Origin of the sequence: Mesomycoplasma neurolyticum (assembly GCF_900660485.1) — a bacterium.
Taxonomy (GTDB): domain Bacteria; phylum Bacillota_I; class Bacilli_A; order Mycoplasmatales; family Metamycoplasmataceae; genus Mesomycoplasma_A; species Mesomycoplasma_A neurolyticum.
In genome coordinates, this window is sequence record NZ_LR214951.1 from 21,081 (window position 1) to 46,272 (window position 25,192).

Annotated in this window: 18 protein-coding genes and 3 tRNA genes; 10 read left to right on the top strand and 11 right to left on the bottom strand. The window is 25.3% G+C overall.

What is annotated here, in order from left to right:
* Nucleotides 1-571: 571 nt before the first annotated feature.
* Together EXC65_RS00110 and EXC65_RS00115 are read right to left on the bottom strand one after the other, a co-directional pair.
* A tRNA-Lys gene (locus tag EXC65_RS00110) sits at nucleotides 572-647 on the bottom strand.
* 6 nt (nucleotides 648-653) lie between these two features.
* Nucleotides 654-740, bottom strand: a tRNA-Leu gene (locus EXC65_RS00115).
* A 111-nt stretch (nucleotides 741-851) separates the two neighbouring features.
* Here EXC65_RS00115 and EXC65_RS00120 point away from each other — a divergent pair.
* Both EXC65_RS00120 and EXC65_RS00125 read left to right on the top strand, forming a co-directional pair.
* Nucleotides 852-1,340, top strand: a complete 489-nt coding sequence (locus EXC65_RS00120) for a dUTP diphosphatase (RefSeq protein ID WP_129719462.1) — start codon at nucleotides 852-854, stop codon at nucleotides 1,338-1,340.
* Nucleotides 1,341-1,366: 26 nt separating this feature from the next.
* Nucleotides 1,367-1,443 (top strand) — tRNA-Arg (locus EXC65_RS00125).
* Between the two features lie 94 nt (nucleotides 1,444-1,537).
* On the opposite strand, the gene EXC65_RS00130 is transcribed toward EXC65_RS00125, so the two are convergent.
* The 7 genes from EXC65_RS00130 to gyrA form a co-directional block, all read right to left on the bottom strand.
* The gene (locus EXC65_RS00130; protein WP_129719463.1) at nucleotides 1,538-3,220 is read right to left on the bottom strand and encodes a PTS transporter subunit EIIC; all 1,683 of its coding nucleotides are present in this window, start codon (nucleotides 3,218-3,220) and stop codon (nucleotides 1,538-1,540) included.
* Nucleotides 3,221-3,582: 362 nt separating this feature from the next.
* On the bottom strand, nucleotides 3,583-4,503 hold the full coding sequence (locus EXC65_RS00135) for an NAD(P)/FAD-dependent oxidoreductase (RefSeq protein ID WP_129719464.1): 921 nt from the start codon (nucleotides 4,501-4,503) through the stop codon (nucleotides 3,583-3,585).
* 25 nt (nucleotides 4,504-4,528) lie between these two features.
* Nucleotides 4,529-5,476 carry a prolipoprotein diacylglyceryl transferase gene (gene lgt, locus EXC65_RS00140; protein WP_232018815.1) on the bottom strand — a complete coding sequence of 316 codons (948 nt, stop codon included), beginning with the start codon at nucleotides 5,474-5,476 and terminating at the stop codon, nucleotides 4,529-4,531.
* A gap of 1 nt (nucleotide 5,477) precedes the next feature.
* Complete coding sequence (hprK, locus tag EXC65_RS00145) at nucleotides 5,478-6,398, bottom strand: HPr(Ser) kinase/phosphatase (RefSeq protein WP_129719465.1); 921 nt, start codon at nucleotides 6,396-6,398, stop codon at nucleotides 5,478-5,480.
* Nucleotides 6,385-9,234, bottom strand: coding sequence for an excinuclease ABC subunit UvrA (uvrA, locus tag EXC65_RS00150; protein WP_129719466.1), 2,850 nt, complete (start codon nucleotides 9,232-9,234; stop codon nucleotides 6,385-6,387). The genes hprK and uvrA overlap by 14 nt, the downstream gene beginning before the upstream one ends.
* A gap of 625 nt (nucleotides 9,235-9,859) precedes the next feature.
* Nucleotides 9,860-12,010, bottom strand: coding sequence for a bifunctional metallophosphatase/5'-nucleotidase (locus tag EXC65_RS00155; RefSeq protein ID WP_129719467.1), 2,151 nt, complete (start codon nucleotides 12,008-12,010; stop codon nucleotides 9,860-9,862).
* 210 nt (nucleotides 12,011-12,220) lie between these two features.
* Complete coding sequence (gyrA, locus tag EXC65_RS00160) at nucleotides 12,221-14,827, bottom strand: DNA gyrase subunit A (protein ID WP_129719468.1); 2,607 nt, start codon at nucleotides 14,825-14,827, stop codon at nucleotides 12,221-12,223.
* A gap of 206 nt (nucleotides 14,828-15,033) precedes the next feature.
* Between gyrA and proS the strand changes: the two genes are divergently transcribed.
* The 4 genes from proS to EXC65_RS00180 all read left to right on the top strand — a co-directional run bounded on the left by proS (nucleotide 15,034) and on the right by EXC65_RS00180 (nucleotide 19,236).
* Nucleotides 15,034-16,464 carry a proline--tRNA ligase gene (gene proS, locus EXC65_RS00165; RefSeq protein WP_129719469.1) on the top strand — a complete coding sequence of 477 codons (1,431 nt, stop codon included), beginning with the start codon at nucleotides 15,034-15,036 and terminating at the stop codon, nucleotides 16,462-16,464.
* Nucleotides 16,465-16,466: 2 nt separating this feature from the next.
* Nucleotides 16,467-16,865, top strand: coding sequence for a tRNA (adenosine(37)-N6)-threonylcarbamoyltransferase complex ATPase subunit type 1 TsaE (tsaE, locus tag EXC65_RS00170; RefSeq protein WP_129719470.1), 399 nt, complete (start codon nucleotides 16,467-16,469; stop codon nucleotides 16,863-16,865).
* 1 nt (nucleotide 16,866) lies between these two features.
* Complete coding sequence (tsaB, locus tag EXC65_RS00175) at nucleotides 16,867-17,424, top strand: tRNA (adenosine(37)-N6)-threonylcarbamoyltransferase complex dimerization subunit type 1 TsaB (protein ID WP_129719471.1); 558 nt, start codon at nucleotides 16,867-16,869, stop codon at nucleotides 17,422-17,424.
* A 150-nt stretch (nucleotides 17,425-17,574) separates the two neighbouring features.
* Entirely contained in the window at nucleotides 17,575-19,236 is a 1,662-nt protein-coding gene (locus EXC65_RS00180; protein WP_129719472.1) for a DUF262 domain-containing protein, read from the top strand.
* Nucleotides 19,237-20,168: 932 nt separating this feature from the next.
* On the opposite strand, the gene rpsO is transcribed toward EXC65_RS00180, so the two are convergent.
* The gene (gene rpsO, locus EXC65_RS00185; protein WP_129719473.1) at nucleotides 20,169-20,435 is read right to left on the bottom strand and encodes a 30S ribosomal protein S15; all 267 of its coding nucleotides are present in this window, start codon (nucleotides 20,433-20,435) and stop codon (nucleotides 20,169-20,171) included.
* Between the two features lie 111 nt (nucleotides 20,436-20,546).
* Entirely contained in the window at nucleotides 20,547-20,906 is a 360-nt protein-coding gene (locus EXC65_RS00190; RefSeq protein WP_129719474.1) for a hypothetical protein, read from the bottom strand.
* Nucleotides 20,907-20,972: 66 nt separating this feature from the next.
* Here EXC65_RS00190 and efp point away from each other — a divergent pair, with 66 nt between their 5' ends.
* Genes efp through EXC65_RS00210 form a run of 4 tightly spaced genes read left to right on the top strand, consistent with a single transcriptional unit; the run spans nucleotide 20,973 to nucleotide 25,184 of the window.
* On the top strand, nucleotides 20,973-21,536 hold the full coding sequence (gene efp / locus EXC65_RS00195; RefSeq protein ID WP_129719475.1) for an elongation factor P: 564 nt from the start codon (nucleotides 20,973-20,975) through the stop codon (nucleotides 21,534-21,536).
* Nucleotides 21,536-21,871, top strand: a complete 336-nt coding sequence (locus EXC65_RS00200; protein WP_129719476.1) for an MMB_0454 family protein — start codon at nucleotides 21,536-21,538, stop codon at nucleotides 21,869-21,871. The genes efp and EXC65_RS00200 overlap by 1 nt, the downstream gene beginning before the upstream one ends.
* 3 nt (nucleotides 21,872-21,874) lie before the next feature.
* The gene (locus tag EXC65_RS00205; protein ID WP_129719477.1) at nucleotides 21,875-24,331 is read left to right on the top strand and encodes a transketolase; all 2,457 of its coding nucleotides are present in this window, start codon (nucleotides 21,875-21,877) and stop codon (nucleotides 24,329-24,331) included.
* Complete coding sequence (locus tag EXC65_RS00210) at nucleotides 24,312-25,184, top strand: ECF transporter S component (protein WP_129719478.1); 873 nt, start codon at nucleotides 24,312-24,314, stop codon at nucleotides 25,182-25,184. The genes EXC65_RS00205 and EXC65_RS00210 overlap by 20 nt, the downstream gene beginning before the upstream one ends.
* Nucleotides 25,185-25,192: the final 8 nt, after the last annotated feature.

The following is a 25,192-nucleotide window of genomic DNA, read 5'->3' on the forward strand; positions in this document are numbered from 1 at the left end:
ATATATTTTTAAATAAAACCCATAATTTATAAGTGTCTTTATAAATTATGGGTTTTATTTAATTAATTATCATCCTTATATTTGTATTTTTTAAAATTAAAATATCAATTAATTCATTGGTATACTTATTAGTTTAATCAACTAATAATATAGTTTTATCTTTTAAAACGTGGTATTTTATTAAAACAAAAAAATGTTTGTGTTTTTTAAAAAAGTATCTTTTATTTTTAAATATATTCTATCATAAAGCGGTATGCTTTTATTATTCACTCCATAAATAATATCATGAATTAATAATTAATTCTAAAAATAAAAACCACTTATTTAAAATACTAAATTTTTTTAATTTTTATTATTTACTTTTTTTATGTATTTTTATTTATAAATAGTTTTAATTATTCAAATAATAATATTTGAATTGAAATGAAAATCCACCGCCTTTATTAATAGCAGTGGATTTAAGAAATGAAAAATATATAAATACAAATTTAAATAATGTACTTTGTTGTTTAATATCACACACAATTTGTATATTTTAAAAAAAATATAAAGTAGGTCTGTAAATACAGAATGGTACGCCCTAGAGGATTTGAACCTCTGACCCAATGGTTAAAAGCCATTTGCTCTACCTGCTGAGCTAAGGGCGCATATAATGGTGCTCGAAACTGGACTTGAACCAGCACAGTATTGCTACCGAGGGATTTTAAGTCCCTTGCGTCTACCAATTTCGCCATTCGAGCAATAGCGCTTACTTATTATAACAAAAAAACAAAAAAAACAAAATTTTTTAAAATATTTTTTTTGTCAAAAAAAAACATCATTAATTTAATTAATAATTTATAATTAATATTATGAATTTTAAAGACATATTTGAATTTCAAAAAAAACTTGATCAAAAGTTTTTAGAAGCAATGAATCAGAAAAAAAGATTTGATGGATTTCATCTCAAAATTACTTTAGCCATTATTGTAGAGATAGCTGAATTTGCAAACGAAATTCAATCATTTAAATATTGAAAAAACAACAAAGAAATTAAGAAAGATAAACTTTTAGAAGAATGAGCTGATATTATACATTTTCTTAGCTCATTAGCAATAGATCAAAAATTAAATTCAGAGATAAAAAAAGAAGTTGTAAGTAATGATTTAGATAAGCAATTAAGTGCTCTATTTACAAGTGCTATCAATTTAAAAAATAATGTTAATTCTGAAAATCTTTTAGATACCTTTCAAAAAACATTAGGATTTTTAGATTTATTAAATATAAAAGAGCAAGAATTGGTTGATGCTTATTTTTTAAAAGCAAAAATAAATTTAAAAAGAATTGAAACAAAATATTAATTTTATTGTATAATTGTATGAAATGTGGTCTCGTAGCTCAGCAGGATAGAGCACAAGCCTTCTAAGCTTGTTGTCAGAGGTTCGAATCCTCTCGGGATCGCCATTTTTTTTGTACTTTTTTTAAAAAAATGAATAAAAAAAACACAAAAAGTTTTGAAAAATAGGCTTATTTCATTAAAACTTTTTGTGTTTTTAATTTATTTTTTAAAATATAAATCATTAATTTCAGAAGCTAAAATAGCTGCTTTATTTCCAAAAATTGCTTGTGTTGATGTGCCTTTTTGAATAAAGCCACTAGCTCCTAGTTGTTTAAAAATTGAATTGTTAACTAACTCTGGAGCTTTTACTTCAATTCTTAATCTTGTAGCACATGCAGTTACATTTTTAATGTTATCAATTCCACCATAAGCATTTATTAATTTATTTAAAAAATCATCTTGTTTTTTTAATTCATTATATTTACTTTTAGTTATTAAGGTTATTTCATCTTCTGTTCTTCCAGGTGTTTTTCAATCAAATTTTTTAATGAAAAAATAAAATGCAAAAAATGAAATAACAGCAAAAATAAGGGCAAATATAATAGCTCAATAAAATTGTGTGCCTTTTTGATATGGCACAATTCCAAAAATAATAAAATCAATAAATCCTCTTGCAAAACCAACACCAATATGAGAACCAGCAAGTTTCATAAACATATAAGCTAATCCTGATAATGGTACATAAAATATGTAGTAAAACAATGGAGCAACAAATAAAAATGAAAACTCTAATGGTTCTGTAATGCCTGTTAAAAATGCAACTAACATTGATGAACCAACTATTGCAGCAACTTTTTTACGATTTTTAGGGTAAGCAGCTAAAATCATAGCTAATCCCAAACCTTGTACCGCTCCTAAATATATAGGGTAATCTTGAATAAATCTACCAGCATAAACATTCATATATTTAGCCATTCATTCAAAAACAGGTAAAGAACCTCCTGTGTTATTATAAGGAAGACGGTTTATTTTAAGGCCATTAACAAAGTTTCAAATGTTATGATCACCTTCAATAGTAGTTTTACCTTCTTTAAAAGCATTTAAAAATTCTTTAATTTCAGCACTGTCTAAAACTTTTAGTTCACTAGCAACTTTAATAATTTCATTTTTATCTAAATTTCCACCTAGTTTTGTTTGTCATGCTATTGCAATAACAATATGATGTAAACCCAATGGCATTAAGCTTCTACCTAAAATACCATAAGCTAAACCATCAATTCCACCAGGTGTTTTAGCTGCTCACTTTCCTATTGTAGCAATTACCATACCAATTAAAGGTCAAACTAAAAGAAAAGTTAATCCTAAAATTGTTGCAATAGGAATTAATATCATTGGAACAATTTTAATTCCTGAAAAAAATCCTAAGTAATATGGTAGTTGAATATTACTTCAACGATTCATAACAAAAACAACAATGGCACCAACAATAATTCCACCAAAAATTGATGTTTGTAGTGAAGTAATTCCTAACGTTTTACCAACTATATATTTATCGGTATCTTTTTTATAAATATAAAAAATATCTTTAAATTGTTCTTTTTCAAAAAGTTGTCCTTCTACATCAAATTGTACTTTTTCATAATGAATAAAAACAGATTGAATAGATAGAAAAATTAAATATGCAATCAAAAACATAAATGTTGAATAAATTCTATTTTTATTTGTAAATGAAACAACTACAGATGCACCAAATAAAACAGGTAAATTAGCAAAAATTATTTCTGACATTCCTTTAAAAAAATTTGCAACTTCTTGTCCTGAAGCTGACTTATCATTAGCACCGATTGCTCCCCCAATTCCTAAAAGTAAACCCATAATTGGTAATATAGCAATTGGAAGCATAAATGCTTGTGATAATCTAGTTAAAAAAGAACGTGATTTATTTTTAAAATCTAATATTTTAATTTTTTTTAAAATAATACACCACCTTTTTTAAAAAATAAAATAGTTATAACAATGTATAACTAAATTGATTTTATAAAAAAAAAAAAAAAGTCAATTTTTCAGTAAAAATATTGTATTTTTGTTGAAAAAAACAATATTTTTTCATTTTTTTGCATGTTTTAAATTGCTAAAATAATTTATTTTAAAAAAATATTTATATTTTTTTCTAAAGCTTAAATTAAAAATACTTTTTACCAAATAAGGTAAAAAGTATTTTTTTATTATATTTTTTTTAGTTAAAAAATTAATTTTAAAATAAATTATTTTTTTCCTAAACGATTGGTTAAAATTTTTCCTGCAATTGTTCCATCAGCAGTTGCAGTAGCTATCTGTCTTATTTCTTTTAAAACAACATCACCAATTGCATAAATTCCTTTTTCATTTGTTTCTTGGAATTTATCTACTTTAATTAAACCATTAGGTTCTAAAATGTTAAGATTTTTTGCAAATTCTGTTGCTGGAACAAAACCTATATATGGAAATAAGGAAGCAATTTTTAATTCTTTGATTTCTCCATTTATATCAACAATTGCTTTTTCTAAGTTTTCATCACCTTCAAGTTTTAATACTTTAGAATTAAAGTAAACTTTAACATTTTCTCTTTTCATTAATTCATCTATAAGCATTGGTTCAGCATTAAATTTATCATCACGTACAAAAATGTAAACTTCAGAAGCAATAGAAGCTAAAAATGTTCCTTCTTCAACAGCTGAATTACCACCACCAATTATGATTGAAGGTTTGTTTTTGTAAAAAGGTCCATCACAAATAACACAATAAGAAACTCCATGATGTTCAAATTTCAAGATATTTTCTACATCCATTGGTTTTCTTTCGTTCATCCCTGAAGCAATTATTATTGCTTTTGCTTTAATAACTGAATTATCTTCTAAATAAACTTCTTTTTCAAATTCGCTAATTGATTTTATTTCTTTAACATTACCATATAAATGTTCAGCACCATAAGCAAGTGCATGCTCATACATTCTTAGTGATAATTCACCACCAACTACCATTTTATCACCTGGTCAATTTTCAATTTTAGATTGAGAAACCATTTTACCACCTGGAGCACTTTTTTCGATTAGTGCAACAGATAAATTACCCCTTGAAGCATAAACTGCTGCAGCCATTCCAGCAGGACCTGCTCCTATTATTACAACATCATATTTTTTTGCCATTTTTCCCTCTTTAATTATTTTAATATTAATAAAGTTTTTGATAATAATTTCAATTAATGTTTAGTCATTTTCTTTTTTCACTTTTATATCTAATAACTTTTTCAAGTTTTTTTTCTTTAAAATTAAATCTATAATTTCCTAAAAACTGATAATAACTTGCAAAAGTAAGACCAAAAATTATATATAAAATTGAAATTACAAAGTAAAATACATAAGATTCTTGTCTTAAAAATTCCATTGAACTTCTAACTATTCCATATCAAACAAAATATAAAGCTCCTGTTGTCCCTGGTTTTAATCAGTTGAATAAATTTAAAATTCAAACTATTAAAATATAACCAATAATAGATGTTAAAAATTCATAAAAGAACAAAGGAACTCTTAGTGCTCCATCAGTATTAACGCTATCTCTAATATACATATTTTTAACAATAGATTCGCCTAATCACAACACAGTTGAACCATCGCTATCAACTTTACCATAAAGCTCATGATTAGTAAAATTTCCTCATCTTCCAATTGCTTGACCAATTAAAATGGTTGGTAAAATATAACTCATTGCCTTTCTGTAATCTAACACTTTTCTTTTTGTCATTACATAAATAAGATCACAAGATGCAGAAATCATAACCCCCCATTGAACAGAAAGACCTCCATCTCTTGGATTTCATCAGTTATTTTTTAAACTTGCTGCATTGCCAGCGATAATTTGTTCAAAAATAAATCCTAGTCTTGCACCTATAATTGCAGTTGGCACAGTTATAATGATAAGTCAATATAAGTGCTCTAAACTCAACTTTTCTCTTTTTCAAAAGAAAAATATCGAAATAATTGAAGCAATAATACCTAAAAATATCATAAAGCTATAAATAGGTATAGCTCCTTTTATTAATCAAAAAGCTTCACCACTTTGAAATGGTCTTGCATCTTTTAAAAAAGGTGCTTTAGCTAATAATTCACTACTTAATCCCATGTTAGTTTTCTTGTATCCTTTCTTGAATTTTTTTTACAGCATCAATGCCATGTTTGGCAGCGATAAAAGTATTTACAGCTGCAACTACTAAATCAGAAACAGTTCTTCCTTTGTTAACAGGAATATTTTTTTTAGGGATATAACTATTTAAAATTTCATATTTTAAATAATCATTACCTAAACGATCAAATTCTGTTTTATTTGAGTAGTTTATTAATTCTAATACTAAATCGATTTTTGTTTTATAAGAAATTTTAGAAACACCATAAATTTTTCTAATGTCAATTAAACCAATACCTCTTACTTCCAAAATATCTCTTGTTATTTTAGCAGGTTTCCCAATAAACATATGTCCTAATCTTGAAATTGTGACTGTATCATCACTAACAAAAGTAAAACCTTTTTGAATTAGTTCTAAAACTGTTTCAGATTTTCCCACACCTGATTCTCCAATAATTAAAACACCAATACCATTTACAACCACAGCACAACCATGAACATTTACCGAATCAACAAATTGCTCACTTAAGACTGTACCAATATTAATCATTAAAGTTGATAAGTGTTCTTTACTTTTAACTAGTGGAATTGCAAATTGATTTGAAATAGTAATTAATTCGTTAATTAATCCTTCTGTTGCTTTTTCAATAAAACCAACAGATAATAATAAAGCGGGAGGCTTCAATTTGAAAATTTTATTTAATATTTTTTTTCTTTTGTTGAATTCTAATGATTCTAGAAAAATTGCTTCATCTGTTCCTCAAGCGGCTAAATTAAGAGAAATAGTTTCTTGTGAAAAACCACATCCAAGTAATAAACCTAATCTTTTGATTGAAGGTCTTTTAATATAACCTTCTGAAAAATCATTTAAAACTTCTAAATTAAAATCCTTAATTATTTCTTTAACACTAATTTTTTTCATTTCTCACCAATATTTTCTTTAGATATTGTCCTGTAAAAGAATCGGGATTGCTAGCAATTGCTTCAGGAGTTCCTGTTGCAATAATGCTACCACCATTTTTTCCACCCCCAGGTCCTAAATCTATAATATAATCACTAACTTTTATTAATTCAAGATTATGCTCAATAATAATAACACTATCACCATTATCAACTAAATTATTTAAAACATTAAGTAATTTTTGAACATCATAAATATGTAGTCCTGTAGTAGGCTCATCTAAAACATAAATTGTTTTTCCTGTTGGTTTTTTTTGGAGATATTTTGCTAATTTAACTCTTTGAGCTTCACCACCAGATAATGTTGTGGCAGATTGACCTAATTTAATATATTCAAGACCCACATCAACTAAAGTTTTAAGTTTTAGTGCAATTTTTGAACGATTTTTAAAAAAAGCATAAGCTTGTTCCACAGTCATATTCAAAACATCAGAAATGTTTTTGTTTTTATATTTAATTTCTAAAATTTCAGGTTTATATCTAGTTCCTTCACAAAAATCACAAATTACATAGACATCTGGTAAAAAGTGCATTTCAATTTTAATTTGCCCATCACCAAAACACTTTTCACATTTTCCATCTGAAACATTAAAAGAAAATTTACCTTTTAAATAACCTCTAGCTTTAGATTCTTCTAAATTAGCAAAGACATCTCTTATATCATCAAAAACACTTATATATGTAGCTGGGTTAGAACGTGGTGTTCTACCAATCGGTGATTGAGTTATTTGAATAACTTTATCAACATTAAAAATCCCATCAATAGATTTATGTTTACCAACTCTAATGTTTTTGTCTAATAGTTTATTTTCAATCGCTTTAACTAAAATTTCATTAATTAAAGTACTTTTTCCAGAACCTGAAACCCCTGTAATAGTTACAAATTTATTCAAAGGAATTTTAACATCAATTTTTTTGAGATTGTTTTCTTCAGCACCTCTAATAATTAAAAATTGCCCATTACCACTTCTTCTTTTTTTTGGAATTTCAATTTCTTTTTGTTTTGAAAAATATTTTGCTGTTTCACTATTTTCAGCTTTTATTATTTCATCAAATGTACCTTGAGCAACTACTTGACCACCATTATCACCTGCATAAGGTCCTATATCAACTATATAATCAGCTTGTATTATTGTATCTTCATCATGTTCTACAACAATCAAAGTGTTACCTATATCAACCATTTTTTTAAGTGAGTCAATTAATTTTTGATTATCTTTTTGATGAAGTCCAATAGATGGTTCATCCAAAACATATAAAACACCTGTTAAATTTGAACCAATTTGAGTAGCCAGTCTTATTCTTTGTGATTCGCCACCGGAAAGTGTTTCAGATTTACGATTCAAAGTTAAGTAATCTAAACCTACATTAATTAAAAAACCAAGTCGTTGTTTTAATTCGTTTAAAACCATTTTTAAAACTTCTTGTTCAAAATCACTAATTTTTATGTTTTCGATAATATTTAAAATATCACTTATTGCATAATTATTTAATTCATAAATATTCAATTCACTAATTTTTACAGCTAATGCATATTCATTTAGTCTTGCACCCTTACATTTTTCACATTTAAATTCAGACATAAATTTACGGCACCAACTTCTAACTTCCTCACTAGTTGTATCTAGGTATTTTCTTTCTATTTTATCCATAATACCTTCTATTTTCTGAAATTTTGAATAGACATTTCCACTATCATTATATAGTTCATATTCTAATTCTTGGTCTGAACCATATTTGATTATATCAATTTCTTTTTTTGAAAGTTGACTAATTGGTTTTGTTTTTGAAATATTATATACATTTAGTAAAACTTCGAATTCTTGGTATTCAAGTGATTTTTTTCCTTTTGTTTTAGTTATAGGGAAAAATACTATTGCTCCTTCATTAATTGATAAATTTTTGTTTGTAATTAGAAGATTAAAATCACCTTTAAGCTTTACTCCTATTCCCTTACATTCATTACACATACCAGCTGGTGAGTTGAATGAAAAAAGTTTTGTTTCAATTTTTGGCATATTAAAATCACCATATTGACATGCTTGGAGTTTTGAAAAATTAATAGTTTTTTGTCCTATAATTTCAATATTAATTAATCCTTTTGAATATTTAGCAGCAACATCAATTGCTTCTGAAATTCTGCTTCGATTTTCTTCTGTTAGGGTAACTCTATCAACAACAATAGAAATATTATGCTTTTTGTTTTTTTCTAAATTTATTTCGTCATCTAATGAAATAATTTGATCATCAATTTTTAGCCTTACAAAACCTTCTTTTTTTAATTTAGCAATTAATAATTGGTGACTACCTTTTTCATTATTAACCAAAGGTGATAAAATTAAAAGCTTTGAATCAATAGGAAATTTATATATAGAATCTAAAATATCTTTTGTTGTTTGACTTGAGATAGCTGTTTTATGTCTAGGGCAAAAAGGTTTACCAGCTTTTGAATATAAAAGTCTTAAATAATCATAAATTTCAGTAACTGTTCCAACTGTAGATCTAGGATTATTGTGTGTAGTTTTTTGTTCAATTGCAATAGTTGGTGATAAACCCTCAATTGATAATACATCGGGTTTTTTGGTTGAGCCTAAAAACTGTCTTGCATAAGAACTTAAAGACTCGACATACCTTCTTTTTCCTTCTTCATAAATTGTATTAAAAGCTAAAGAAGACTTGCCTGAACCTGAAACACCTGTAAAAACAATAAATTTATTTTTAGGTATTTCAATATCTATATTTTTTAAGTTATTTTCTTTAGCTCCTTTAATTTTTATAAAATGCTGCAAATTTTTCATATTTTTAATTATACAAAATTAATAATTAATTAATTAATAAACAATTTTTATTTATAAATAAAAAAACATTCACAATAAAACTTTGACTATAAAAAAAATATTATTTGTTAATTTTAAAAGTATGAATATTTTTTTGAATATTTTTTTAAAAAGTTACTATTTTTTTATTATTTTATAATAAGTATACAAGTAGGCTTGTACTAAATTCAAACAATTTAGATTCAGCTTCAGCTTTTGAATAATTTTTTTTATATTCTTTTTTTAACTGATCCATAAGTTTTTATTTTCTTTTTTAATTTTTCAGCTTTTTTTTACATCGCTAGCTTTTACAGCTTTTGCTTGTGCTTTAGTATTATCTATTATTTGCTGCTCAAGTTTTTCCACATGCAACAAATGCAAAAGCAGGTAATGCAACTAAAGGTGTTAATAAAAATAATTTTGCTTTTTTCATATTTCTTCTTTTCTTTATTATTATATTTTTTTTAAATTAACAATATATTGCAAAATAAATGTATACCAAACTATTGCATCAATTTACATCTTTTTTTTTTTTTTGCAAAAAATAAAAACTTTATTTAAAAAACGCACATTTTTTAAATAAAGTTTGATTTAATAAACTAAATTATTATTTTTTAGTTTCTGGAAAAACAACAACTTGTTTTTTCTTAATATCATCAAGATTAAAGTCTTTTATTACTTGAGCAAAAGGTTTGTTTTTTGCTGTATCTTCAATATTATCGGCTGCAAACATTTTAATATATTTGTTAACTTCCTCAAATAATGAACCACCTTCATAAACAACATCTAATTTAGTTTTGTTTTCTTCTTTTCTTATGTCTAAAACAGAGTATTTATCTCCACCATCAAAAATAAAATCATTAGACACTAAGTAATAATTTTTGTTTAAATCTAAAGCTTTGTCATTAATTTTAATGCTATCTTCATCTAATGTATATTTAAAATTAGCACCTTTTGATTTATCGGTTTCTGGACTAACAGTCATTTTGTAGCTAACATTAGAGGATCATTGACCAAAACCACCCTCTGTTCCTCTTGATGCTGAACTTTTAAACACTTCCAAAATTACAGAACCTTTTAATTTTACTGCCTTAATTCTATTTCCGAAAGGATTAACCTCTAACATTTTTGATAATTTTACATCACCTTTTTCTAAGTTTGTTCTAATATTTCCTGAATTTGTGAGAACTATTGTATTATCTAATGTTGCAGGAGATGTTTTGAATTTTTCATTATCTTTTTGTGCTTGATAAACATTGTTTACAAATTCATAACCTAAAGCATTAGAAAAAATTACACCTAATTCAGAAGGTTGTGTTCTTCCTAAATTGTATTTTGTTTCACCAATATTAAATTCACCAATATGTGTTAAATCTTTTGAAAGTTTGAAAGCAAGAACGTCATATTTATTGTTAAATTCTATTTCAAGTTTTTCAATCAATTTATCAATAAAACTTACTTTTGAATAAATAACTTGATTTATGTCTCTTAAATGTTGTTGAACTTTAATAATTTTTTTAGTTTTTGTGTCAACAATTAAAGAAATATCACCTAAATATTTAGTGTAAGCTTCAGTTTGAGTGATTTTAGATTTATCATATTCTAATGGTACTTTAGTGTGGCTATGTCCATCAAGAATTAATGATAAATCTTTAATATCTTTTAAGCTTTCAGAAGATCAATCAATTTGGTTTCTAGCAACTCCAAGATGAACTGTAGCAATAATAAGTTTAACATTTGGATGATCTTTTTTAATTTCAGCAATTACTTTTTCAGCTTCAGTTTTTGGATCTTTAAATACAACATCTTTTGAATGATCAGGGTGAGAAGTGTAGACGGTATCTGGTGTTGTTATACCTATGATAGCAACTTCTAAACCATTTTTTAAAGTTTTAAGTTTGTATGGTTTAAATACTCTTTTGTCTTTTTTATCTTCTCCAGCGCTTTCTTTATAATAAATATTCGCTGAAATAAATGGTGTTCCTTCTTCATTTAACAATGAATTTTCATCTTTTTTACTATTTGATGAATTAAGTTTTAAAATTTGTGGTAAATCATAGTCAAATTCATGATTTCCAACAGCAATACTATCATAGTTCATAAGTTTTGCAATATAAGTTATAGTTTCGCCTTTATCTGAATCACTAAGTGGTAGACCTTGAATTAAATCACCACTTGAAAGCAAGAGGTCGAATGTTTTATCATCCACAAAATTATTAACACCTTGCATACCACTATATTTATTATATTTTCCAAAATCAGTTTTTAATCTTCCGTGTTCATCATTTGTGTGAAAAATTCTGATAGTTTTAAATCTACTATCTTTTTCTAAAATTCTTAATTTAACCAATGTTTCATCAAGTTCTTTTTCAAGTGGTTTAATAACGTTATTTAAAGTTTTAAGTAAAGAATAAAGTTTTTCTTTTTTAGAACTAAGTTCACCTTTTTTTTCTTTAATTTTTTTAGTGTTTTCATTTTTTTTAGATTCATCAGTTTCACTACTATTTGTTTCTTCTATTTTTTTTATTTCTTTATCTAATCCATCAATTTTTGCAAATTCTTCAGCGTATTCCTTAGAAAATTTCTCAATATTTTCATTATACTTATCAAGAGTTGTAAAATATAAATCTCTTGTTTGTTTTAATTCTTTAGAATCTTCTTTGTATTCATTGTTGCAACTAACAACAGTAGTAACTAAAGCCATTGTTGGCAAAGTCGCTGATAATAATAACAGTGATTTTTTCAATTTTCTTTTCATTTTTACCTTTCAATTATTTACTCTTTTAGATTTTAAAACACTAAACAAACAAATTGATAAATAAAAGATATACAGTGCAAAAAAAGTTAAAAAAATGTAAATAAATAAAAAAAATTTCTTTTTTGTTTATTTATATTTTAAAAATATATTATAATTACTCAGTTTTTATATTTTATATTTTAAATATAAAAAAAACTAGGATTACCTAGTTTAATTTATTTCATTTTCAGAAGAAATTTTTGCAATTGATCTAATTTTATCGTTATTTTTCAAGGTAATAACTTTAACACCTTTTGTATTTCTTGAACTTTCATTAATTTGTTTTAGATTTAGTCTTAAAGCTATTCCTTTTTTAGTTAAAATCAAAATATCTTCATCACCATTTACAGCAGCAAAATACACTAATTGTCCAGCTTTTGCTGCATTAATTGTGTTTACACCCTTTGCATTTCTTGAAGTTTTTCTATAGTCTTCAATAGCCGTCATTTTTCCAAAACCAAGGTCACCTAAAGCTAAAATGTATTTACCTTCTGAAGATGTTGCTGCTCCTATAACATATTCATTTTCAGCTAAAACAATAGCTTTAACTCCAGCAGAATTTCTTGAATAACTTCTTAGTGAAGAATTATCAAAACGGACAACTTTATTATTTGATGCAGCTACTAAAATTTCATCTTCTTCATCTGCAATAAAGACTTTTGTTAACTCATCATTTTCAAATAATTTAAGAGCAATTTTACCTTTTGAATTAATTGATGTATAGTGTTCGAGTGATGTTTTTTTAATAATCCCTTTTTTAGTTACAGTGATTAATGATTGATTTTTTTTGTATTCACTAATAGATAACATTGAAACAACTTTTTCATCTTTTTCAATATTTATTAAATTAACAAATGGCATACCTTTTGACTGTTTACTTTGTTCAGGGACTTTGTGTGTTCTTATTTTATAAACTTTAGCCTTTGAGGTAAAAATTAATAAATCAGTGTGGGTATTAGTTATAAGTAAAGAACTCAAGTTATCATCTTGGTATGTTGTAGCTGTATTAGAACCAACACCACCACGATTTTGAATTCGATATTCATCTAAATTTATTCTTTTTACATAACCATTGTTTGTTAAAGTTAAAACAACTTCTTCTGAAGGTATTAAATCTTCATCTTGGATTTCACCTAGTTCATAACTGTTGATCTCAGTTCTTCTTGCATCTCCAAAATTGTTTTTAACTTCTTCTAATTCACTAATAATTAATTCAATTAATTTATCTTTAGAACCTAAAATCTCTTTTAAGTTCTTTATTTTTGCATACAATTCGTTCATTTCAGAAATTAACTTTTCAATTGCTAAACCAGTTAATCTGCTTAATCTCATATCAATAATTGCTTTTGTTTGAATTGCACTTAATTTAAAAGTTTTTGCCAATTTTTCTTGAGCATCGGCATCAGATTTTGAACCTCTAATAATTTTGATAACTTCATCAATATTTTCAATAGCAATTTTGAGACCTTCTAAAATATGAATTCTTTCCTCTGCTTTGTTTAAGTCAAATTGAAGTCTTCTTGTAAATACATCAATTTGATGCTCAAGATAAACCTCTAATATTTGTTTTAAATTCAATAACTTAGGTTCGCCTTTAACCAAGGCAATCATATTTAATGAATAACTAATTTGCAATGAAGTTTGTTTATATAAATTGTTTAGCACAACTTCAGGAATAAAACCTTTTTTAATTTCAATTACAACTCTTATACCTTCTCGTGATGTCTCATCTCTTATATCACTAATCCCATCAAGCTTTTTCTCTTTGATTAATTGAGCAATTTTTTCAATTAACATAGGTTTTTTAACTTCATAAGGAATTTCATAAACAATTATTTTACTTTTTCCATTTTTGAGTTGTTCAATTTTCACCTTAGATCTTAAGTAAAAACTACCACGCCCAGTTTCATAAGCTTTTAAAATACCACTTTTCCCTAAAATTGTAGCACCTGTTGGAAAGTCAGGCCCTTTAATATAGTTTGTTAATTCTAAAATATTAATTTTAGGATTTTTAGCTAATGCAATTAGAGCATCAATTACTTCAGTTAAATTGTGAGGAGGTATTGTTGTAGCCATACCAACAGCAATACCTGAAACTCCTGAAACAAGTAAATTAGGAAATTTAGCCGGTAAAATAACCGGTTCAACTTCTGAACCATCATAATTAGGTGTAAAGTCAACAGTATTCTTTTTAATACCCTCAACCATTAACATAGCTATTTTAGACATTCTAGCTTCTGTATATCTCATAGCTGCTGCTTCATCACCATCAATTGATCCAAAATTACCATGACCATCTATTAGTGGATATCTAAGTGAAAAGTCTTGCGCCATTCTTACCATAGAATCATAAACAGAAGAATCACCATGTGGGTGATATTTACCTAAAACATCACCAACAATTCTTGCTGATTTTTTATGAGCAACTGAATTTGTAATACCTAGTTCACTCATTCCATATAAAATTCTTCTGTGAACAGGTTTTAATCCATCACGAGCATCAGGGAGAGCTCTCGATACAATAACAGACATTGCATATTCTAAAAAAGATGTTCGCATTTCATTTGAAATATCTTTTGGGACAATACCTTGAATTTCATCATTAATTATTTGTGATTGAACTTTATATTCTTCTTTTTCTTGTGGTGGTATTTCTTCTGAATCATCTTCATCTGAAATTTTGACTTCTTTTTTAAAAACAGTTTTTATTTCATCTTCTTCATCAAAGAAAAAATCTTCTTTTTTTTCTTCTTCTTTTTTTTCATCATCAAAAATCATAAAAACCTCACTCATGCTTTAATATTATTTAATATTTTAAATTATACTAAAAAAACTTAATTTTTATTAATCATTAAAATAATTATGTTGTTAATTATCAAAGTTTAGTTAAAAATTAATTTTAACCTATATTTAAGTATAAAAATTTATTTTTTTAAAACAAAAAAAGTTAAGTAAAATTTGAAAAAAATAGTAAAATTTATTTTATGAAAAAGTTAGATAAAATTACACCTATAAGTGAAAATTTCGCGAGGTGATATGTAGATGTTATTAAAAATGGAGAGTTAATTGAATATGGTCCAATTAAAGGAACTATAATTTTCAAACCTAATGCTTTTGAAATATGAGAGAATATCAAAACTATTTTAGATATTCAATTTAAGAAAAAAGGTATTAGAAATGTTTATCTTCCAACATTAATTCCTGATTTTTTTATCAAAACTGAAAAAGAGCATATAAAAGGTTTTGCACCTGAATTAGTTACAGTTACTCATGTTGGAGAAAAAAAACTTCATGATAAATTATATATTAGACCAACAAGTGAAGTTTTATTTGCTGACTTATTTAAAAGAAGTATTAATTCATATAAAGATTTACCGATTTTATATAATCAATGAACTTCTGTGATGCGTTGAGAAAAAACAACAAATCCTTTTTTAAGAAATACTGAATTTTTGTGACATGAAGGACATACAATTCACTCTAATGCAGCAGATTCTCGAAAATTTGCGAAAGATATGCTATGATTATATAAAAGATTTTTCAAACAATATTTAGCTATACCAGTTATTGTTGGAAAAAAAACTAATAGAGAAAAATTTGCTGGAGCTTTTTCAACTTATACATTAGAAGCAATGATGAAAGATGGAAAAGCACTTCAATCAGCTACATCACATTATTTAGCGCAAAATTTTTCCAAAAGTTTTAAAATTCGCTTTAAAAATGATCAAAATGAAGATGAATTTGGTTATCAAACTTCATTTGGACTTTCTACAAGAATAATTGGAGCCCTTATTATGACACATGGTGATGACTATGGATTGATAATTCCACCAAAAGTTGCTCCTATCCAAGTTGATATTTTAGAATTTTTTAGTGATAAATCACCTAAAATTGCTAAAACAACTAATTTTTTAGAAAAAAAATTATCTAAAAAATTTAGAGTAAGAGTAGATAAAAGTGATGAACAACCAGGTTTCAAATCTGCAAGGTCTGAAATTAGAGGTGTGCCACTAAGAATTGATATAGGACCTAAAGATGTAGAAAATGATGAGGTAACTCTTGTAAGAAGAGATACACATGTTAAAACAAAAGTTAAAATTACAGATGTTAAAAAAGTAGTTTTTGAAACACTTGAAAAAATTCAAAAAGATTTATATGAAAATGCTAAAAAAAGATTGTATGAAAACATTGTTATTGTCAAAGACTATGAAACATTTAAAGAAAAAATTGCTGAAAATCATTTTGTTTTAGCTCCTTTTAGTGGTGATGATCATGAGGAAGCTAGAATTCAAGAAGAAACAGGCGCAACAGCTAGATGTATACCATCCAAATTTTATGACAAATCACAAGAAAGCTTTTGTATGATCACTAAAAAACCAACAAGAAGATTTGTTATCTTTGCTAAATCTTATTAATCATGGAACAAGAATTAAAATTTATTTTTTCACTAAATGAAATTAATAAAATTGTTAATCAAATATTTAAATTTGATTGACAATTTTTATTATTGTCTGGCGAGTTAGGAGTAGGTAAAACTACATTAGTAAAAGAAATAGCAAAAAAATTAAATATTAAAGAAACAGTTAACTCTCCTACTTTTAATTTAATGAAAGTTTATGATAATTTAATACATATTGATGCATATAAATTGAGTGGTGATCTTGAAGAATTTGAAGACTTTTTTGATGATAAAAAAGTTATTATTGAATGGGCAGAAAATATAATTTTAAATACAGAAGCAAAAATTATAAAACTAGAAATTTTGTTTACTGATAATTTAGACAAACGAATATATAAAATTAAAAAGGTTAATTAAAATGAATATTTTTATTGATACATGTCATGAAGATTTAGTTATTGCTTTGTACAATCATGATCTAAAATTAAAAAGTTATAAAATTAAAGAAAAACTAAAGCAAAAAGCGGAAATTTTACCAAAATTATTTGAAGAATTTTTATATGAAAATGATTTAAAAACTAAAGATATTCAAAATTTTTATATAAATTTAGGCCCTGGGACATTTACAGGTGTAAGAATAGCTCTGGTTTTTGTGAGAACAATTGCTCAAGTTACAAATGCAAATGTTTTTACAACAAATAGTTTTAATTTAATATCTTTTGGTAATGAGTTAAAACAAAATTATTTTATTGATGCAAAAGGAAAAACAGCTTATAAAGCGATTGCTCAAAATGGTAAGATTTTGTCCAACATTGAAGTTGTTTCAAAAGAAGTTGTAAATAGTTTTGATTATTTATTTATAATCAACAATTTTTTAAAATTAGTTAACAAAAATGTTTTTGAACATCAAAAGAATTTATTAAAAATTCAACCATTATATGTAAAGAAAATGCAAATAGGAAGCACAACTAAATAAAAGTTGTGCTTTTTTATTTAGCAAAATTTAAGCAATATAAACGCATTTTTTGTGAAAAAATAGTTATTTTTTGTAAAAATTTTGCTTTTTTTTTTTTTGTAAAATTAAATTATTAAGTTTAAAAAATAAGTCTAAAAAAGGAGAGCAATTATGAAAGCATATGATAGTAAAATTGGTGAATTTATTAATCGTAAATCATTTATCATTCCAGCATTTCAAAGATACTATGTTTGAGAAAAAGAAAACTGTGAAACATTATGAGAAGATCTATGTATTTCGGTTGAAAATAAACAACCTCATTACTTAGGGAATATTTTTTATTTTTTTGATAACACTAATCTCCCTCAAGAGGGAACGATATTGATAGATGGTCAACAAAGAATTATTACTTTATTTCTATTATTATGTGCACTAAGAGATGTTTCGGATGATAAAAGCATTGAAAATGAAATAAATGATTTGATTTTCAAGAAAAATTACTCTGACTCATCTACTACAAAAGAGTTAAAAATTCAAATAATAAGCTCACAAAATGATGAATTAAAGAACATTGCTTTTTCAAAAAATGTTCATACAAAAACTAATTTTTATAAAAATTATTTATTTTTTGTCTCTAAATTAAAAAATAAAAAAAATGAAAAACAAAGCAATATTAATGAGTGATTTAAAAAAATATTTTTTCAAATTCAAAGAATGGATATTGTTGAAATAAGATTAGAAAATAATAATTTGAATTATATACAAACTATTTTTGAAAAAATTAATTTTTCTGGAAGACCGCTTGCAAATTCTGATTTAATAAGAAATTCACTTTTATCGTCAACAACAATAGAAGAACAAAATTCATTATACAATGAATATTGATCAAAACTTGAAGATCCAAATATTTTAGGTATTGAATATTTGCCTGATTTTTTGGAAAATTTCTTTTTGACAAAAGGTTATTTCAATAATAAAAAAACATTTTTGTTTTTTAAAGAATATACATCGCAAAACAATAATAGAACAGAAATATTAAAAGAGTTTTTAGAATATTCTAAATATTATAAAAAAATATTAGAATGTAATACTAAAAATAAAAATATTAATAAATATTTAAAAGAATTAAAAGCGTTGAAATACTCTTTTTTAAAACCATTATTATTATTGCTTTTTTATAAATTGAATAAACCTGAAGATGAAAAAGAACTTGCAAATATTTTAAATTTATTTGTATTATTTTTAGTTAGATATAGGGTATGTAATTCAAATAAAGGTGGTTCTAAATTAACTGCTTTTTTTACTAAAGACATTATTTTAGAGTTAAGCAAAAATGATATTATTAACAAAAAAGAATATATTAAAAACAAAATTTTAAATTGAGAAGAATATCCAAATGATGAAAGATTTAGTTTTTGTTTATCTAATTATAGTTTTTTAAACCAAAGTGATCTTGCAAAAATATTGTTAAATAAAATAGAATGTTGAAAGTATAAAGATATTGATATTCCTTTTGATTGAACAACATTAGAACATGTTTTACCCCAGGCAATTGATAATAATTGAAAAAAAGAATTAGGAATCATTGATAAAGATCATGAAAATAAATATGATAAATTAAAATATTCTTTAGGAAATTTAGTTTTATTATCACAAAGACAAAACTCCACCGCTTCTAATAATCTTTTCAAAGATAAAAAAAATATGTATATAAATAGTTCCTTTTCTATTACACGAGATCTTGTAAAAGAAAATACCTGAAATGATGCACAAATCAAAAAAAGAACAAATGAATTAGTCCATAAAGCTATTAAAGCAATAAAAATTAATTAAAAATATTGAAAACATTTTTTAGTGTAAATTTATTATTTAAAATTAAATATTTTTTACCAAAAGTTGCAAAATAAGATAAACAAATAATTGAGATAATACTATCTTAATTATTTGTTTTTTTAAAACTATTTATAAAAAATTATTTTGACTTTTTGATTTTGCTATTCATTTTTCTTCTAGGATTAGACTAATACCCATTAGTTTATTTAATAATTCAAATAAAAAATGTTTAGTTTTATTAGACACATTATTTTTTTAAAAAGTTTCAAACATAAAATCAATTTTGTCCTTTCTTTTAGTTGAAGCTATGTCTTACACTAAAAAATTTTCATGACTATAAATTAGGTTTTCTTTAAATTTGTCATTTTTTATATCATATGAAACTTCTATAATTTAAATATAAGAGTATTCAAATTTTTCATAAATTCCATGCAATTAATTTTTGCTGAAAATTTTTTTTAATTCAAATAGAACTTTTTCTTTATATATTTTCTTAAATTTATCATTTTTCATTAAAAAAACATGTGTTGTATCAATATAAGTTTTAAAATCAAAAGGTTTTTTTGAGATTTTGGTAGAAAAAATCAACCTTTTTTTTAATATATTTCATTTTTTTTTATTGTCAGTTGCACTTTAGATTCTAAAATAAATAGTTTTACTTTTTAACTCTTTTTAATCATATGACATTCCATCTTATCCATAAGCAATTACAAAAATTGGATCATTTCATTCTTTTCTTCAAATTTATTAAATAAAAGTCCGTTCACTTTTTTTATAGCAAGTTTATACATTTTATCGATAGTACAGGTTTTTATTTGTTTTTTTTATGTAAATGTTTAATATATAAATTATGAATATATTAAACAAAGTGTCTATTTTTTGATAAAAAAAAAGCAGCTTCAGTTTTTAGCTGCTTTAATTTTAAAAAATCACTATTTTCTAATACCAAGTTTTTCAATAGTTGCTTTGTAAGAATCAAAGTCTTTTTCTTTTAAATAACTTAAAAGTTTTTTACGTTTGTTAACTTTAGCAATGAAACCACGTTTTGAATGTTTATCTTTTTTATTTTCAATAAAATGCGGTTTTAATTTTTCAATATCTTCAGTTAAAATAGCAATTTGAACTTCAATTTTACCTGTGTTTTTTTCATTTCCACCAAATTCAATTGTAAGTTCTCTTTTACGTTCTTTTGATACCATGTAAGTATCCTCCTTATTTTTATTATTTAAACCTAGCATAAACTCGAACGTTGTTTAAACCAAGAAAAAATTTTTTATTAATTATACCATTTTTTAAAAAATATTAAAGTATTACAATACAATAGTTGAACCTATTATTCAAGCAACACCAATAATACAAAAAGTTATTCCCAAAAAAATAGGAGCTGAATATTTTGCAACTTGTGAAAAAGGTAAATACATTCCTGTATCCTCGTATTTTATATTTGTATTTTGATTTATTTTATTTTGAAACTTATATTCTTGAATTTGTTTTTCTTTATATTCATTTTTTAATCTTTTGAATTTAGGATATAAAGCTAATAAAGAAATACCCAAAAGAAGGAATAAAGTTCCTAACAAAATCAAAGCTCACTGTGGTAAGAAATTAATACTTTTTGCTTCTAAAGGTGCAATTTGTGTTGTACTATTAAAATTTTTTAAAAAAAACATATGTAAAATTATAGCAAAAAGTTTATAATAATAATAAAAAATTCTAAAACCAAGAAAGGAGGCACTATGATTAATGTAAATGACTTTAAGCCAGGGATAACTTTTCAAGAAAATAATGATATTTTTATAGTTTTGGAATCTCAACACTCTAAACAAGGGAGAGGCCAAGCGACTGTGAAAGCTAAAGTTAAAAATTTAAGAACTGGAGCAGTTACTAACAAATCTTTTACTGGGGGTACAAAAATAGCAAAAGCACATATCGAAAAAGTAGGAATGAACTACCTTTTCAATGATGGAACAGGAATTGTTTTGATGGATGAAAATACTTTTGAACAAGTAACTATTCCAAATAAAAATGTTGAGTGAGAAATGAACTTTTTAAAAGATGGTCAAAAAGTTATAGTTAGAAAATTCAAAGAGGAAATTTTGGATATTGAATTGCCAATCAATATTGAATTAAAAGTAATAGAGGCACCAGAAGCTGTGAGAGGAAACACAGCAACAAACCCACATAAAAAAATAAAATTAGAGACTGGCTTTGAGACAGATGCCCCAATGTTTATTAAAGAGGGTGAAACTATTATTGTCTCAACAGAAACAGGTAAATACGTAGGTAGAGCAAACAAATAATGTTAGATTACGTTTTTGTAAATTATGGCCTTAACGGTTCTTATCTAGTTCATAAAGAAGCTTTTATTCAAGCGATAAATATTGTGTTTAAGAAAAACAAAAAAATATTGCTTGATAGTGAAATTGAAATTTTATTTAACAATGAAAATTCAAATGTTATAATTAATGCTTCTTATTTAATTTTGTCTGAAAGTGAAAATTTCAGCCAAATTACTAACTTCTTGTTAAATTCAATAAAAGAAGTGGTAAAATTTTTAATAGGTGTAGAACCTGATAATATTTGTCTCCGTTACAATGGAACTAAAAAAAATAATTTAAATTATAAAAAGAGGTAAAAAATGAAATTTGATAAAAATTTAGACCTATTAGCAGTTAATACATTGAAAATTAATGCATTAGCTGCAATAAATAAAGCTAATTCAGGACATTCAGGGATTGTTTTAAGTGCCGCAAACATTATGCACACACTTTTTACAAGACATTTAGTTTTCAGTTCAAAAGCTCCAAAATGAATTAATCGTGACCGTTTTGTTTTATCAGCGGGACATGGTTCAGCATTATTGTATGCACAATTAAGAGCATTAGGATTACTTACACAAAAAGATTTAGAAGAATTTAGACAAATTCATTCTAAAACTCCTGGTCACCCTGAAAATTTCCAAACATTAGGAGTTGATGCAACAACAGGACCACTTGGGCAAGGCATTGCTAATGCTGTTGGCTTAACTGTAGCTGAAAGCCATTTAAATTCTAAATATCCTGAAATTAATCACTATACTTATGTTTTAGTTGGAGATGGTGATTTACAAGAAGGTGTAGCTAATGAAGCGTTATCTTTTGCTGGGAGACAACAATTAAATAAACTCATTATTCTTCATGATTCAAATAGAATCCAACTTGATACACCAGTGAGTGATGTATTTAATGAAGATTTAAGATTAAAAATGGAAGCTTTAGGTTTCCACTACCAAAGTGTTCCAAACAAAATTAAGAAAATTTCAAAAGCTATTGCCAAAGCTAAAAAATCATTAAAACCTTCATTTATTGAAGTTAGAACAATTATTGGTGAAGGTTCAACAAAAGAAAATACTACTGATGTTCATGGAACACCTTTAGGTAAAGATCTTGAACTTTTAAAAGAAAAATTAAATTGATCATATGATGAATTTGCTCTCCCTGATGAAGTTAGAGACTACTATAGACAAGCTTTAGATGAAAGATTTAAAGAAGCTGAAAATAAATTTGTTGCTTCAGAATATTTAAAAGATTTCTTGAAAAAATCTTTTGAACCAATGTTTGTTGATTTAGATTTATCTAAAAATGATTCAACAAGAAATTATTCAGGAAAAATTGTTGATTATTTAGGCGAAAAATCAAGCAATTGAATTGGAGGATCAGCTGACTTATCAGTTTCTACAAAAGTTAAAGGTTCTGATGGTGATTTTTGCCCTGTTAATCGTGCAGGAAGAAATATTTTATTTGGTGTAAGAGAATTTGCAATGGCTGGTATTGCTAATGGTATTGCTTTACACTCAACATTAAGACCATTTGTTTCTACATTTTTCGTATTTTCTGATTATTTAAAACCGGCTATTAGATTATCATCAATGATGAATTTACCTGTAACATATATTTTTAGTCATGATTCTGTTTTTGTTGGTGAAGATGGTCCAACTCACCAACCAATAGAACAATTAGCTATGTTGCGTTCAATTCCTGGTGTTAAAGTTCTAAGACCTGCAGATGAAACAGAAACAAAAGCTGCTTTTGAGTTAGCAATAAATTCTAGAAGAAAACCGCATATCATTGTTACAACAAGACAAAATATTAAATCACTTGATGAAACATCATTTGAAAGTTTTAAAAAAGGAAGTTATTTCTTACAAAAAACTGATTCACCTTATGCATTGATTGCAACAGGAAGTGAATTGAAACTTGCACAAAGAATTGGTAAAAGATTAAACCTTAATGTTATTTCAGCATCCAATTGAGATGGTAAAGTTCTTTGAGATCCAAATAAATCAATATCATTTGAAGCTGCAACAACATTTGGATGAGAAAAATATGCTCGTTGCAATGTAGGGATTGATAGTTTTGGAATTTCAGCTCCTGGTGAACAAGTTTATAAACATTTCAACTTTGAATATAACTTTTTAAAACATTTTGTAATGCAGACTTTTGACTTAGTTGATGATAATCCTGAGGAAGATATAGAAGTTGAAGAAATAATTGAAGAACCAATTGTTGACTATATTGAAGAACCAACACAAGAAGTGGATTATTTCGAAGAAGAATCACATGATGATATAGTTGAAGAATTTGTTGAAGAAATAAATGATACAAACAACGAAACCAATGAATACTTTTTAAATGACACTATTGATTTACCAACAGAAGAATATGTTTATGATGTTGAACCAACACAAGAACAAGAAGTTGTTTTTGTTGATGAAAATCTTATTGAAGATGATGTAGTTGAGACAGTATTTGAAGAATCTACAATTGAAGAAATTGAAGAAGAGCAACCAATTTTAGTTGAAGAAACTACAATTGAAGAAGAAGAAGAAGAAGAACCAATTTTAGTTGAAGAATCTAACATTGATGAAGAAGAAATAATAGTCACACCTAAAGAAAAAAGTGCTATTTGTGGTAAAGAGTCAGATTGTCAATTAAAGTTAGTAGAACACCACCACCATTTAACAAAAAAAGATAATAATGATAATAATTCAAATTATGTTTGTTTTAATGATACATGTGTTGATGTTTTAGATAGCAATGAAGCTAAAAGAAAATAACAAAATTTTAATTTCTTTTCAAAAAATAATAAATAAATATTGTAAATATACAGTTTACGATATAGCAATTAGTTCTATATTTTTAGCAATTTATTTAGGACTAATTTTTTTGTTAAGACTTACTGTATTACATGGTAAATTAAACATACAATTTGAATATATTATTTTTATTGTTTATGGTATTGTTTTAGGCCCTTTTAAAGGTGTTGTTTTAGCTATTATAGCAGACACACTTAATTTATTAATTAGAGGTTTAATACCTTTTTGAACCATTGAATACGCAATTGTGCCCCCGCTAGTAGTAATTGTTTCATGACTTTTAATGTTTTTTTATAACAAAAAAAATATTAAAAATTTTATAATTTTATCATTATTTGTAGTAGCTACAATGACATTAATGCTTTCAGTTTTTATTTTTGAATTAATACAACCTGTTGACAAAACTATTGATAAAACGTTTAAAAAGATTTTTAATAAAAGCAATATAACAATTTTACTTATTTGTTTTTTTGTTGTTTTTTTAGGAGGGTTAATAGTTTTATCTCTTTTATGATGAAAAACTAAAAATGAAATTTATTATTTGATTTTTTTCATCATTTCCATAATTTTTATAATAAATGTTATTTTTAGATGATTGTGAGGCCCATTTGCTTTTATAAAGTATTACAATCGTTTTATTGCTAAAAAAGGTAGCGCATTTGATATTTCGGACAAGTATTATATCTATTTTGCTCCTATCATTTTAAAAGGGGTTATTACAATACCTTTATATACAGCATTTTTAGTTCCAACAATCCCATTTTTAATGAAATATAATAACTATAAAATAATTAAAAAAATAAAATGATATTAAAAAAATAA